The following is a 13,354-nucleotide window of genomic DNA, read 5'->3' on the forward strand; positions in this document are numbered from 1 at the left end:
CCCAGACAGATCAGCGTAAGGCGCGCAGTATAGGTGCTTAAATTATCGGGATAAATTCACTTTCTGTTGTTACACTGTCAAAGATATTTTGACAATGAGATGTCGTTAACGGAGTTCACGATGATCAATATGCAACGGCTGGGGATCTTTGTCGCAGTTGTCGAGGCAGGCAGTTTTACAGGTGCAGCTCAGACACTCGGGTTAACTAAAGCCGTTGTGAGTTTCAATATTAAACATCTCGAAGAGGAGCTGGGTGTCTCGCTCCTTATCAGGAGCACCAGACGCGTTTCAGCCACGGATACGGGTGAAAGATTTTATCATCGTTGCCTTCAGCTTCTTCAGGATGCGGAAAGCGTATTAGAGGATGTGAGAAGTGATCACGCTGGATTAAGCGGGACACTCCGGATCACAACCACTCTGGAATATGGCGCTCGTGTGATCGTCACTGCCCTTGCTGACTTTGCAGCCCAACACCCGCAGTTACGCATACATCACGTCTCTTCATCAAAAAATGACGACCTGATTGCCGGCCGCTTCGATGTGGCGATACGACTTGGGCATCTTGCCGATTCCAGTCATCACGCCCGCCTTATCGATCAGTTTGATATCCTGCCGGTCGCTGCACCTTGTTATCTCAACAGCCTGAATGAAGCGTCTATCCGGGATCTTTCACATCTCGCGTCAGCAAAATGGATTGCGCATAGCCGTTTATCGACGCCACTCAGCTGGCAGGTGACCACGCCCGAAGGTGAGTCTGTGCTGATGAGCGCATTTCAGCCTGCCATGATCACAGCTGACAGTGCCTCTTCTTTACTCGCTTTTGCTTTAGCCGGTGCTGGCGTGGCGATTCTGCCCGCCTGGCTGGTACAGGATGAGATTGAAAAAGGTGGATTAGTACGGCTACTGCCCGATCATCAATTCCCCCGTCAGGGAATTTACGCGCTCTACCCTAATACGCGTCATGTGCCAGAAAAAGTACGCGCGTTTATAGATTTCCTGCATGAACGTTTGGCGCACTCCAGCAGAAAATAAGCGCATCCATGACATTATTCTGATGGGCTAACCGTTAATTTATCTCAACTGATTTAAATCCCATAAACTTTATTTTATGCAGGGCGGGAAGGTAAATATTTACTGTCTGGCTAATGACAATTCAGTTTAACGCAGGCGCATTCCTTAATTCCCTGTCATGATAAATCACTGCCGCGCGATAATCTAAAAACTGGCGCTGGGGCTTGTCTTGTTATCCCATCCCTAGCGCCAGCGCCTGCGGCTTCAGGCCCGGACCTGCGCCACACCCTGGTGTGGCTCAGTCATTTGATGCACAGTATTAAGTAAAAATTAACGCCGTATAAATAATTCGCACAGTATCTTAATAACATAAGATTTTAATCTGGATGATTGCGGTTTATTCGCTGGCAGGAAAACAGGTCGCATGTTATTAAATTTGAATGTCGCGATTAAATTCATTTGCATCCGGGAATTAAAACATGAAAAAGAGCTTATCCCTCGCATTACTGTTTTCGCTCACAACAGTTAGTCACGCGGCACTGGCGCAGCAGACCCTGCGCTTTGGCGTTGACCCTACGTTCCCACCGTTTGAATTCAAGGCGGCTGATGGATCATTGCAGGGCTTTGATGTTGATCTGGGCAATGCCATCTGCGTTCAGGCAAAGGTGAAGTGCCAGTGGGTGCAAATGGGTTTTGATAGCAGCATCCCTGCCCTTAAGGCGAAGAAATTTGATGCCATCCTGTCAGCGATGTCGATGACCGATAAGCGTCGTCAGCAGGTGGCTTTCAGCGATATGTTGTACAACACGCCCAGTGCTTTACTGGCACCGGCTGCCAGCACGCTGACGACCGATGTTGCCTCATTGCGCGGTAAGACGATCGGTGTGGCACAGGGCACCATCCAGGAAACCTATGCCAAAACCAAATGGGAGCCGGAGGGCGTTAAAGTCATCTCCTATCCTAACCAGATGGAAGTTTATCCGGATCTGGTCGCCGGGCGTCTTGATGGCAGCCTGGCCAATGCGGTCTCTGCTGAACAGGGATTCCTGACCTCAGCCGAAGGCAAGCCGTACGCCATCAAAGGGACCCTGGTGGATAAAGTGATTTTTGGTGATGGCGTGGGTATCGCGCTACGCAAAGGAGATGAGGCAAACCTGAAGATGATTAATGCGGCACTGGCGGAGATGCATAAAAACGGGACTTATGACCAGCTCACCAAAAAATATTTTAAATTCAGTGTTTATCCCTGAGCCGCTCAACGTGAAGAATCGCAGGAATATGAAGACTATGGCATTGCCCGAATACCACGTTCAGCGCGCGCGGTTTATGGCAGCGGCGCAGAGCAAAGGTGCTGAGACGACCTCGTATCCGCATCCTCTGCCTGGTCCTCTGGGAGAAGCCCTGTATACAGACGTGGCACGGATAGGACCGGCCAGCGCATCACGTCTGATGCTGGTCGTTTCCGGCACTCACGGCGTTGAGGGCTATTATGGTTCCGATTGTCAGATAGCCTGGCTCGAGACGCTGGATGAAAAAGCATTGCCCGCTGATACCGCCCTGTTGCTGATTCATCTGCTCAATCCATGGGGCGCGGCGCATTTACGGCGCGTGAACGAAGACAATATTGATCTGAACCGTAACTTTATCGATTTCAGTCAGCCACCTCCTGCTAACCCGGATTATGCACAGTGGCACGGTATTTATCATGGCGACCGTGCAAGCGCCGATCGGCAACTGGCCGACGCACTCGAGGGCGCAGGCTGGCAGGCGGTTAAACGTGTCACAGAAGCCGGACAGTATAGTTTTGCTGACGGCTTTTTTTTCGGCGGTGAGAAGCCCTGCTGGTCACACCTTACGATGGCGGCAATCGTTGACCAGCATCTCTCTGTAGCGAAAACCATCATCAGCTTTGACCTTCATACCGGGGCTGGCGCATGGGGGCATCCGATGCTGCTCTCTATTGCGGAGCAGCGTTATCCGGCGCATGACTGGGGCAAAGTCATTTACGGTAAGTGGCTGACCTTATTGTTTACTGGTGCCGGACGTGACAGTGTAACTGGAATTACAGCAACGGCAACCGGCTATCTGTCGCACTATCTGCTGACGTCGCTGGCTGACACCCGGATTTTGCCTCTGGTGGTGGAATGCGGGACTTACGAGGGTCAGGATATGCATCAGCGGGTGCGTGAAGATCACTGGCTGCACCTCTATGGCGATCCTGCCAGTGAGGGCGGCCAGGTGATAAAGCAGCAACTGGTCGAGGGGTTCTGGCCAGAAGATGCGGACTGGCGTGCATTGGTGGCTTTCCGCACGCAGCAAATCTTTCTGCGCGGCTGGCGTGCCCTTGCAGACACGCCATGATGTCATAGTCTGCCGTAAAAGGTCATACGCGCGGTTTCTGACAACGCAATATCCGGCTGCGTATTGTAAGCCAGCACGGCCAGCATCCGGGTGACCTCGCCTTCAGTTGGGGTCACACGGTGCAGGGAATTACGGCCACGAAACAGCACCAGATCCCCGGCATCTATCTCCAGCGCGTCAACGGTCTGGCGTTCTTCCAGCACTGCGTCGACACCGGCAAAGTTCATCTCACCGGCATCAGCATCCCGCAGATCTTTCACATACTGAAACACGCCGCCCGCCAGCGGTTTCTGTACCAGTAAGGTGATGGCAAATGAGGAGTTGTCGAAGTGCCAGCCCAGCTCCTGACCGTGTGATGCATAGTGTAGGTTGATCGAGGAAAGCGGGTCAGCATAGGGATAGAGCGCTTTTTCACCCAGTACATCGCACAGGAAATGTTTGAACAACTCATCATTATAAAGCTGACGCAGCGGCGAGTCAGCAGCGATAACATCATCAGTGATGCAGCCTTTGGTGCTGATCACATCCCTGTTACGCGGATGCTCAGCACTGAAAGCGTCATCAGGTTTCATCAGATAGACATTGTGCATGCTGCGGGTGTGATAAGCCTGGTGACGTTGTGCATTGCCCTCTTCGATGATCGCCTCTAAAGCGTGTGGTTTTAAAAACTGACGCAGTACCAGCGCGCCGGACTGGTTTAACTGCTCACGACAACGTTGACGCCAGCCATGATCGGCCAGTGGATGAAGATCGAGACGGACAAGGGAACCAGACATAGCAACAATTCTCATGATGAGCAGGTGTGATGTTACTCTACCGGTCGCCTGCAACGCTGCGTAACGATAAAAACTTAATGCCCTGATAAGGAAGTGTTAATGCCTGCCCAATTACCAAGGTTGCCAAGGTTGCCAAAGATCAGCGTCATACAGTCATTTAAAGTGGCTGCCGAACTGGGCAGCCTGGCAAAAGCGGCCGCTCAACTGGCCTTAACCCCGGCGGCAGTCAGTCAGCAGATTCGCCAGTTGGAGGAGCAACTCGGCAGCGCCCTTTTTTTACGTACGCAGAGCGGCGTGATGCTGACCGAAACCGGAAAAGAGTATCTGCGCTATGTTACTGAGGCGTTTGATATTCTGCATCTCGGTCAGCAAAACATCCGCCATGCGGCCAGCGCGCCAAAACTCACGGTTTACACATTGCCGGCGCTGGCGTCCAAATGGCTGTTGCCCCAGCTGGCGAGCTGGCGCGACCATTGCCCGAATATCGATCTCTCGTTACACGGTACGCATTCTCAGGTCGATTTCACCGCGATGCCCGCCGATTTTGTGATCTGCTTTGGTGAGGATCGTTACCCGCAGTCAGATAAGCTGAAGTTGTTTCATGATGACGTACTGCCGGTGGCCAGTCCTGCTCTGTTACATCGCTTTACGCCGGAAACGATCTTAAGCCAGGCGCCGCTGATCCACCTCGACTGGGGTAATGAAGGCCGTTTTCTGCCGGACTGGCGAAGCTGGTTTCAGGCTAAAGGCATGGACGAACCTCTGCCGCAGCCCGCGTTCAGCTTTAATCTGACCTCGCTGGCGATTGATGCGGCTGTCGCGGGAGCTGGTGTGCTGCTGGGGCAGCGACGCCTTATCGCGGCGGAACTGGCGCGGGGCGATCTGGTGGTAGTGGATGATCTTTGCCTGCCGCTGAGCAAACCCTATTACCTTGTCTGGCCGCAACGCACCCTTAGCCAGCCAGGCAGTGAGGCGATGATCAGCTGGTTAAGCCAACTGGGCGCGAGCTGCGAATAGCCCGTCGCCGTGATCGGACTCGCCTGCGCCCGCCAGTCTGGAACCCTCAGCGGGCGCAGGGTCAGATTATCACTGCGCCACCAGGTGACCAGGTGTCATCATCCTTCCGCATTATCCTCAACAATCACCGCCACGCGTTGCCCTGCACGTACAGCGCTGCCTGGCTGCACGCTGACCTGCTGAACAATGCCGTCGCACGGCGCCAGAAGCGGGATCTCCATCTTCATCGACTCCAGCACCACCAGTGTATCCCCTTCCTTCACCCGGCTGCTCGCCGTCGCCTGCACCTCCCATAAATTGCCGGAAACCGGGCTTTCAACCCCCTGCTCGCCTGGCTGCAGCGGCGCATCGCCGCCTTCATCGGCCACACTTTCCTGACTGTCAAAATGGGCCTGTCCGCTGGCGATCCAGCGGTCACGTTCCGCATGGAACGCGGCTTGCTGGTGATGGCGAAACCGACCGATGCTCTGCGCTTCACGGGCGAGGAAATCCTGATATTCCGCCAGCCGCAGCGTGCTGTGCTCAATGCGCAGCGGATAGCGACCGAGGGGAAAATCGCGGCGAATCTGCAACAGCTCACTGGCTGAAACCGGATAAAAACGGATCTGATCGAAAAAGCGCAGCAGCCAGGGTTTACCGCCAAAATCGGCGACTTCATGATACCGGTTCCACATCTGCAGCGTGCGGCCGACAAACTGATAGCCGCCTGGCCCCTCCATGCCATACACACACAGATAGGCACCGCCGATGCCAACCGAATTTTCCGCCGTCCAGGTGCGGGCCGGATTATATTTTGTCGTCACCAGCCGATGACGGGGATCCAGCGGCGTGGCGACCGGCGCGCCGAGGTAGACATCGCCCAGCCCCATCACCAGATAGCTGGCTTCAAAGACCGTGTTCCAGACAGCCTGCTCATCCGGCAGATCGTTTATACGGCGGATAAATTCCAGATTACTCGGGCACCACGGCGCATCCTGCCGCACGGTGGTCATATATTTTTCGATGGCCTTCTGACAGGCCGGATCGTCCCAGGAGAGCGGCAGATGCACCACGCGTGTGGGAACCTGAAGGTCATCACTCATGCAGACCCTCTCCCACTCACCGCGCACCCACATCAGCAGCACGTCGGGCGTCAGCGTCTCCGGCTGAAAGTGGATTTGCAGCGAGCGGATCCCCGGCGTGATATCAATAATACCGTTGCGGGATTGCGCTTCCAGCGCCTGCATCAACGCATGAATGCGAAAACGTAACACCAGATCCAGTTCCGGCTCGCCAGCCTCCAGCAGCAGATGCGTATCACCAGAGAGGCGCGCCACCAGGCGTTTATCCGCTGCGCCGCAGGTCATCACGATGGGCGAAATCAGCGGCGCAGGCTGCCAGTCTGTTTCCTGTGGCTGGAGCGTGGTCAGCTCGGTGCGTCGGCCCTCTGCCAGTCGGCGGGCGGTAGGAATATCCACCGCGACAAACTGCACTTTGTCACCGGCTTTGAGCTGTCCCAGTTGCCAGAGGTCCGCCTCGATTACCGTCACCGGGCAGACGAACCCGCCAAGGCTCGGGCCATCCGGCCCCAGGATCACCGGCATATCACCGGTAAAATCGACCGCGCCGATCGCGTACGGGTTGTCATGGATGTTTGAGGGGTGCAGCCCTGCTTCACCGCCGCTGTCGCGGGTCCAGATTGGCTTTGGCCCGATTAGTCGAACGCCGGTGCGGCTGGAGTTAAAATGCACTTCCCATTCTGTGGCAAAAAACGTCTCCATATACTCCGGCGCAAAAAACTCAGGCGCACCGTGCGGACCATAAATGACGCGCAGCGTGCGCACCGTGGCAAGCTCTGTTTGCAGTCCGACGGGCAGTTCCGATCCGGTTGCGCTCGCAGAACGCGGAGCGAGATGCAGCACGTCACCGCTACGCAGTGCCCGTCCGGCATGTCCGCCAAACTGACCAAGGGTGAAGGTGCTTTTGCTGCCTAAATAGTCCGGCACCTGAATGCCGCCGCTCAGACAGAGATAACTTCTGACGCCAGCGCCACTTATCGCGCCCAGCTTCAGCGTTGTCCCGGCCGGAATGGTAAATACAGAATTCATTGACTGCCCGACGCCATCCAGTGTGACAGTGAGCGGCGCGCCAGAGATCACCGCCTGAATCTCAGTGTTAAATTTCAGGGTGGGTCCATTCAGGGTGATTTCCAGCGCGGCGTCACCCTCCTCATTGCCCAGCAGACGGTTGCCCAGACGCAGTGCGCGATCGTCCATCGGCCCCGACGGCGGCACGCCCACCGCCCAGTATCCCAGACGTCCGGGATAATCCTGAACGCTGGTCTGGGTTCCGGCACTCACCACTTCAACCGTTGCCGCCTGATAGGCGAGCTGCTCCAGGCAGCGGGTCCAGGGTTCGCCAGCCGTGAAGGGCGAGAAGGCCAGAATCTGCAACAGATAGAGGCGATTGGTTTCGACGCCATAGAAACGGGTCTCCGCCAGCGCCTGTGACAGGGTGGCGATGGTTTCCTCGCGAGTGGGGCGCCAGGTGATAACTTTTGCCAGCATCGGGTCGAAGAATGGCGGAACTTCGCACCCCGCTTCCACCCAGCGGTCAATACGCAGGGTTTTACCCTCGGCTGCCGGAAAGAGGACCTGGGTTAACAGCCCTGGCGAAGGCTGGAACTGCCGCCCCGGATCTTCCGCATAAATTCGCGCCTGCACGGCATGGCCCTGAGGATTCAGCGCGGCGGCTAACGAGGGAAGCGGAGGAAGATCGCCTGCTGCCAGCTCAATCATCCACTGCACCAGGTCAACACCCCACACCTGCTCCGTGACGCCATGTTCAACCTGCAGCCGGGTATTCACTTCAAGAAAATAGAACTGCTGCGCCACGCTGTCATAGACAAACTCAACCGTTCCGGCGCTGCGATAGTTCACCGCTTTTCCCAGCGCGATAGCCGCCGCGCATAAAGCCTCCGCCATACCTGCGGGCAGATCCGGCGCTGGCGTCTCTTCGACCACTTTCTGGTTACGCCGCTGTACCGAGCAGTCGCGTACGCCCAGCGCTATTACCTCGCCCTTGCCGTCACCGAAAATCTGCACTTCAAGATGACGGGCGCGTTCGATATATTTTTCGAGAAATACCCCGGCATCGCTGAAGTTGTTCTGGCCGAGGCGCTGGACCGTTTCAAACGCCTCTGACAGCGCATTCGCATCACGACAGACCCGCATACCGATGCCACCACCGCCCGCGGTGCTTTTGAGCATTACCGGATAGCCGACCCTCTCTGCGGCGCGGCGGGCTTCGCTGATATCCGCCAGCAGTTCACTGCCTTCCAGCAACGGCACCCCTTCGGCTTCCGCCAGCGCGCGGGCCGTGTGTTTCAGGCCAAAAGTCCGCAACTGCTGCGGTGTGGGGCCGACAAAAATCAGACCAGCAGCCTCGCACGCCTCAGCAAAGGCGGCGTTTTCCGAAAGGAAACCGTAGCCAGGATGAATCGCTTTCGCCCCGCTCTGCTGCGCGGCGGCGATGATCTTTTCCGTTACCAGATAGGTTTGTGCGGCCGGGCCTTCGCCAAGACTTAGCGCCACATCCGCCTCGCGGATATGTAAACTGCTCAGATCGGCTTCGGAGTAAACGGCGACCCCTTTCACCTGCATGGCACGTAGCGTGCGCAGGATGCGACAGGCGATAGCACCGCGATTAGCAATCAGTAAGGTATCAAACATAAGCGAACTCTCAGGGATGCGGGTCGTCCCGCAAAATTCGATATTCCCTGGGGCCGTCCCCGGGGCTGACCGGCACGTAACAGGCGTGCGCCGGTCGTGTGTTGAGAGGTCTGACGCAAAAGGCTGAGAAACTCAGTCCCGCTTGTCGCCATGGCAACGCTGACTCAGTTCCACACCAGCACTTCGGCGGGCGTCGGGTCCCAGCCGTTACAGGGGTTATTCAGCTGCGGGCAGTTGGAGATCAGCACCATCACATTGCATTCGGCTACCAGCTCAACGTATTTGCCGGGCGCCGATAGCCCATCCTCAAAGGTCAGACCGCCTTCCGGCGTGACCGGAACGTTCATGAAAAAGTTGATGTTGGCACCGATATCACGTTTGTGAAGGCGGCCATCGTGCAGGCAGGCGCAGAGAAAGTTATCCCGACAGCTGTGCATGTAGCGCTTATCCTGGGCATAGCGCACCGTGTTGCTCTCCTGCGAGCAGGCTCCGCCCAGGGTATCGTGACGACCGCAGGTGTCGGCAATGATAGTCAGCAGCGGATTGCCCAGATTCGAATAGAGCACGCTGCCGGTGGTCAGATAGACGTTTCCCTGACGACGCAGCGTGCGCTGAGGATCGTAGCGTTCCCGCGGGTTATCGCTGTTATAGAACAGGGTATCAATTGCCTGATTCCCTTCGAGGTCGAGCAGGCGCAGCGTCTGCCCTTTTTTCACTTCGAACAGCCACGGCTCGCCTGCCGGTATCACGTGGCGATAGACGGCATCTTCAGGACGACGATCAGAGTTGATAAGGGTCATCGCAGCCTCCTTACAGGGCAAAAAGTTGGGTGTTATGAAGCGCGCGCTGGTTTTCACCACGCGTGACCATCGCTTCGCTGACGGCCTGCATATCGTCGGCCTGATACCAGCTCAGCTGGACCGGACGCGGGAGATAGTCAGCGGCGGGATCCTGCGGATGTGGCAGCGCGGTCAGCACCATCAGCACGTCCATGGGTGCGTACAGTTCAGTGAAATCGCCGGCGCGGCTGTTGCCAGCGCTGAACCTGAAGCGGCCCTTCTCATCAACCGTGACCTTGCTGAAAAAGTTGACGACCATCAGCAGATCTTCCAGACCCAGATCCCATTTGCCCATCTCAACCAGCAGGTTATCGGTGCCGTTGCGGTAGAAGCCGTTGCGCAGCTCCTGATAGCGTCCGGCTCCATACTTATCGTGCGTTTCCGCCGCGTTGAGTACGCCGCCAAACGGGTCGTGCCAGCCGCAGCTATCCGCCACAATCGCGGCCAGTACGCGTCCCATGTCGGAATAGAAACAGTGCCCGGTAGTCAGGTGAGCCGTATGCTGGCCTTTCAGGGTATCCGGCAGATTCAGGCGTTCACTTTTCTCGTGGGGATTGAGCATCATCATGCTGACGTTCGCGCCGCCCTCGATGTCGGTCAGGCGCAGGATCTGCCCTTTCCGCAGAATCAGCGAGGTGTGCCCTCCGCCAGGCAGCTGCTCTTCGCGCAGGCTCGGAGCTGAATGAAAAAGTGCGGTCATTGAGCGGTCTCCTTGAGGGGATAAATGTTGTTTTTGTTGCGGGTTGCCAGCTGCGACAGCCGCGTTTCATTAAGCGGGATGTCGTAAGTGATACGCGCGCCCCAGGCATTGGGGGCCTGAGGATCGATGCGCACTTTGTCGAAAACCAGCAGCCGGGTGCCAAGATTGAAGCCTTCGGCAAGGTCGTGAGTGACCATAAACACCGTCATGCGGGTTTCGCTCCAGAGCTGGAGCAGCAGCGCATGCATATCTTTGCGGATGCCGGGGTCCAGCGCGCCGAAGGGCTCATCCAGCAGCAGTACGCGCGGCTGCATGACAAAAGCCTGCGCAATCGCCAGCCGCTGCTGCATCCCGCCCGAAAGCTGCGCCGGATATTTATCGAGAGAATGGCCCAGCCCGACTTTCTCCAGCATCTGTTTTGCCTGCTCACGGGCATGGCGTTTTCGGGTGCCAAACAGCCGGCCAATAAACGGTGAAACCGGAAGTTCGAGGCCAATGGCGACGTTATCCAGCACGTTGAGATGAGGGAAAACGGAGTAACGCTGAAACACCACGCCACGGCTGCGATCGGGTTCCGCGCGCAGCTGTTCGCCATCCAGGGTGATCGATCCCCGTGCCGGCTTTTCCTGACCCAGCAGCAGGCGTAAAAATGTCGACTTTCCACAGCCGGACGCCCCCACCAGCGAGCAGAATTCACCTTCTTTGACCTGCAGATTGATGCGTTCCAGCACCACGTGGTCGCCATACTCCTGCCAGATATTTTTGATATCGATAAAACTCATTCCCGGCCTCCTTCCGCCCAGGGGAAACAGGCTTTGTGCAATTGACGCAGGGCGAGATCCATCAGCCACGCCAGCAGCGTGATCCAGATGACATAAGGAATGATCACATCCATCGCCATATAGCGACGGACCAGGAAAATGCGATAGCCCAGTCCGGCGGTTGCGGAAATCGCTTCGGCGGAGATCAGAAAGAGCCATGCGGATCCCAGCAACAGGCGCAGCGAGGTGATCAGCCGCGACAAGAGCTGCGGCAGCACAACCCGCAGCACCACCGTCCAGCTGTTCGCCCCCAGGGTTTGTGCTTTGATAAACAGCTCTGCGGGGATTTCCCGCGCCCGATGTTCAAGGTCGCGCGCCAGCATCGGCGTAATCCCGATAACAATCAGCATCACTTTTGACAGCTCATCCAGCCCGAAGACGATAAACAGCATCGGCAGGAGCGCCAGCGGCGGGATCATCGACACCACGGTCATAAAGGGTGACAGCGCCGCGCGACTCATCGGGAAGACGCCCGCAGCAACACCGATGCAGAGACCAATCAGTGAAGAGATCGCCAGGCCAGTCAGCAGACGGCTTAAGCTAATCCACGTATCCGCCCACAGCAGATATTCGCCGCTGCGCTTGTCCGGCGTGAAGGCCATCCGATCAATGGCGGCGATCATCTGTGACAGTCCGGGCAGCAGTTTGTCGTGTGGGTTGGCTTCAAGACGCACCGCCGAACTGATAAACCAGACGGCGATCAGCAGTACAAAAGGTAATAGCATCAGCGTCAGGCGCATTCCCTGCCGGGGATAGCGGTTGATGTGGCGCATGGCAAATACTCCTGAGATCGGTGATTACAGCTTGCCCGCAGCGGCCATCTTCAGATAGCTGTCGTCAAAGCGCAGTTTGATGTTCGCTGTATCACCGACGGTGATGTTGCCAGGGAAGCTCATGCCGATGAAGTCAGCGCTTTGTGCACCCTCGCCCAGTAATCCCTTATCAAAGGAGAACGCGGCGACGCGCTGCATGGTTTTCGCCAGATCGGGGGAAGAAACAAATGTCTGGGTTTCGGCTGGGGTCCAGAACAGATGGGTGGTTTTCAGCTGCGCCTTGTATCCGGCGAGGTCAGTACCGGAATCGGCAGCCATCGCGCTCAGCGCCTGCGCATCTCCGGCCTGCATTTTCGCCATCATCTCAAACCAGGCCCCGGTCAGTGCCTTACCCAGCGCGGGGTTATCTTTCAGGGTCTCGGTGTTCACCACCATCATGTCAATCAGTTCGCCCGGCACGGCCGAAGAGCTGAACACCTCTGTGGTTTGCGGGGTTTTCTTGATCACTGAAAGCTGTGGATTCCAGGCAACCGCCGCCTGCACGCCGCTGGTACCAAAGGCGGAGACGATATCGGCATCGGAGGTGTTCACGACCTTAACGTCTTTTTCATGTAAACCGGCCTTCTCCAGACCGCGAACCAGCAGGTAGTGCGAAACCGACAGCGCAGGAAGATAGACAGACATCCCTTTCAGGTCGCTGAGTTTTTTGTTTACGCCTTTCAGCACCACACCGTCATTGCCATCAGAGAAGCTGCCGGTGATCAGCGCCGTGGAATCAATGCCGCCCGCCGCAGGTATGGTCAGGGCATCCATGTTGGTCATGGTGCAGCCGTCGAACTGACCCGCGGTGTACTGGTTGATCGACTCGATATAGTCATTGAGCTGAGTGATATGAATTTTGATGCCGTATTTGCTGGCCCATTTATCGATGATTTTCTCGTTGCTGATGGTGCCCCACGGCATCCAGCCCGCATAGATGGTCCAGCAGATATTGAACTCTTTTTTGACCGCGGCGAAAGATGGCGCGCTGACCAGCAGCGTCAGCGACAGAATAAGCGTCAGGAGGGGTGATTTCTTCATAGTTGACCTCTGGTTGGCACAAAAAAACGGGAGCAGCGCAAGACACCATTTGGTGCCGCTGTCTCCCGGGCTTTTGTCCCGCCGTGTAACCTCGCAGAGGTCGCCAGCTCTCGGACCAGACATTCACCTGCGTGAACCGGAACCCTAGCCAGCTATTTGCTATCAATTGTGTCGAACGCTGCTTACTGTTCAGACTTCAGCAAATGGCGTGCCAGAAATTAAATCACGATAAATCAGAGAAATAGAGAGAGCATAATCCAGAAAGC

At 56.5% G+C, this 13,354-nt stretch carries 11 protein-coding genes and 1 riboswitch; of the genes, 4 read left to right on the forward strand and 7 right to left on the reverse strand.

From position 1 onward, the window contains the following. Nucleotides 1-120 precede the first annotated feature (120 nt). From NR201_RS08485 to NR201_RS08495, 3 genes are all read left to right on the forward strand, one after another. Complete coding sequence (locus NR201_RS08485) at nt 121-1,032, forward strand: LysR family transcriptional regulator (RefSeq protein ID WP_256849645.1); 912 nt, start codon at nt 121-123, stop codon at nt 1,030-1,032. A 458-nt stretch (nt 1,033-1,490) separates the two neighbouring features. Beyond that, nucleotides 1,491-2,261: a transporter substrate-binding domain-containing protein gene (locus NR201_RS08490; protein WP_256849646.1), complete on the forward strand. Its 771-nt coding sequence runs from the start codon at nt 1,491-1,493 to the stop codon at nt 2,259-2,261. Nucleotides 2,262-2,298: 37 nt separating this feature from the next. Continuing rightward, nucleotides 2,299-3,372 (forward strand): DUF2817 domain-containing protein, encoded by a 1,074-nt coding sequence (locus NR201_RS08495; RefSeq protein ID WP_256849647.1) that lies wholly within the window; start codon nt 2,299-2,301, stop codon nt 3,370-3,372. Between the two features lie 2 nt (nt 3,373-3,374). On the opposite strand, the gene NR201_RS08500 is transcribed toward NR201_RS08495, so the two are convergent. Next, nucleotides 3,375-4,148, reverse strand: a complete 774-nt coding sequence (locus NR201_RS08500; RefSeq protein WP_033780229.1) for a 2OG-Fe(II) oxygenase family protein — start codon at nt 4,146-4,148, stop codon at nt 3,375-3,377. A gap of 99 nt (nt 4,149-4,247) precedes the next feature. On the opposite strand from NR201_RS08500, the gene NR201_RS08505 reads away from it, so the two are divergent. Continuing rightward, entirely contained in the window at nt 4,248-5,165 is a 918-nt protein-coding gene (locus tag NR201_RS08505; RefSeq protein WP_256849648.1) for a LysR substrate-binding domain-containing protein, read from the forward strand. A gap of 98 nt (nt 5,166-5,263) precedes the next feature. Here the strand turns inward: NR201_RS08505 and uca are convergent, their stop codons facing one another. The 6 genes from uca to NR201_RS08535 form a co-directional block, all read right to left on the reverse strand. After that, the gene (gene uca, locus NR201_RS08510) at nt 5,264-8,875 is read right to left on the reverse strand and encodes an urea carboxylase (RefSeq protein WP_256849649.1); all 3,612 of its coding nucleotides are present in this window, start codon (nt 8,873-8,875) and stop codon (nt 5,264-5,266) included. Between the two features lie 164 nt (nt 8,876-9,039). Then, nucleotides 9,040-9,675, reverse strand: a complete 636-nt coding sequence (locus NR201_RS08515; RefSeq protein ID WP_256849650.1) for an urea amidolyase associated protein UAAP2 — start codon at nt 9,673-9,675, stop codon at nt 9,040-9,042. A 10-nt stretch (nt 9,676-9,685) separates the two neighbouring features. Next, complete coding sequence (locus tag NR201_RS08520; RefSeq protein WP_010670354.1) at nt 9,686-10,414, reverse strand: urea amidolyase associated protein UAAP1; 729 nt, start codon at nt 10,412-10,414, stop codon at nt 9,686-9,688. After that, nucleotides 10,411-11,196: an ABC transporter ATP-binding protein gene (locus NR201_RS08525; RefSeq protein ID WP_256849651.1), complete on the reverse strand. Its 786-nt coding sequence runs from the start codon at nt 11,194-11,196 to the stop codon at nt 10,411-10,413. Before NR201_RS08525 ends, NR201_RS08520 begins: the two co-directional genes overlap by 4 nt. Continuing rightward, nucleotides 11,193-12,008, reverse strand: a complete 816-nt coding sequence (locus NR201_RS08530; RefSeq protein WP_010247123.1) for an ABC transporter permease — start codon at nt 12,006-12,008, stop codon at nt 11,193-11,195. Before NR201_RS08530 ends, NR201_RS08525 begins: the two co-directional genes overlap by 4 nt. Before the next feature lie 24 nt (nt 12,009-12,032). Further along, nucleotides 12,033-13,088: a putative urea ABC transporter substrate-binding protein gene (locus NR201_RS08535; RefSeq protein WP_256849652.1), complete on the reverse strand. Its 1,056-nt coding sequence runs from the start codon at nt 13,086-13,088 to the stop codon at nt 12,033-12,035. A gap of 60 nt (nt 13,089-13,148) precedes the next feature. Further along, a riboswitch (guanidine-I (ykkC/yxkD leader) is annotated at nt 13,149-13,247 on the reverse strand. Nucleotides 13,248-13,354: the final 107 nt, after the last annotated feature.

Origin of the sequence: Pantoea sp. Fr-CA_6 (genome assembly GCF_024520895.1) — a bacterium.
Taxonomy (GTDB): Bacteria; Pseudomonadota; Gammaproteobacteria; order Enterobacterales; family Enterobacteriaceae; genus Pantoea; species Pantoea agglomerans.

Coding starts and splice junctions, on each gene's coding strand:
- NR201_RS08485 (WP_256849645.1), top strand. CDS start 121: ATGATCAATATGCAACGGCTGGGGATCTTTGTCGCAGTTGTCGAGGCA.
- NR201_RS08490 (WP_256849646.1), top strand. CDS start 1,491: ATGAAAAAGAGCTTATCCCTCGCATTACTGTTTTCGCTCACAACAGTT.
- NR201_RS08495 (WP_256849647.1), top strand. CDS start 2,299: ATGGCATTGCCCGAATACCACGTTCAGCGCGCGCGGTTTATGGCAGCG.
- NR201_RS08500 (WP_033780229.1), bottom strand. CDS start 4,148: ATGTCTGGTTCCCTTGTCCGTCTCGATCTTCATCCACTGGCCGATCAT.
- NR201_RS08505 (WP_256849648.1), top strand. CDS start 4,248: ATGCCTGCCCAATTACCAAGGTTGCCAAGGTTGCCAAAGATCAGCGTC.
- uca (WP_256849649.1), bottom strand. CDS start 8,875: ATGTTTGATACCTTACTGATTGCTAATCGCGGTGCTATCGCCTGTCGC.
- NR201_RS08515 (WP_256849650.1), bottom strand. CDS start 9,675: ATGACCCTTATCAACTCTGATCGTCGTCCTGAAGATGCCGTCTATCGC.
- NR201_RS08520 (WP_010670354.1), bottom strand. CDS start 10,414: ATGACCGCACTTTTTCATTCAGCTCCGAGCCTGCGCGAAGAGCAGCTG.
- NR201_RS08525 (WP_256849651.1), bottom strand. CDS start 11,196: ATGAGTTTTATCGATATCAAAAATATCTGGCAGGAGTATGGCGACCAC.
- NR201_RS08530 (WP_010247123.1), bottom strand. CDS start 12,008: ATGCGCCACATCAACCGCTATCCCCGGCAGGGAATGCGCCTGACGCTG.
- NR201_RS08535 (WP_256849652.1), bottom strand. CDS start 13,088: ATGAAGAAATCACCCCTCCTGACGCTTATTCTGTCGCTGACGCTGCTG.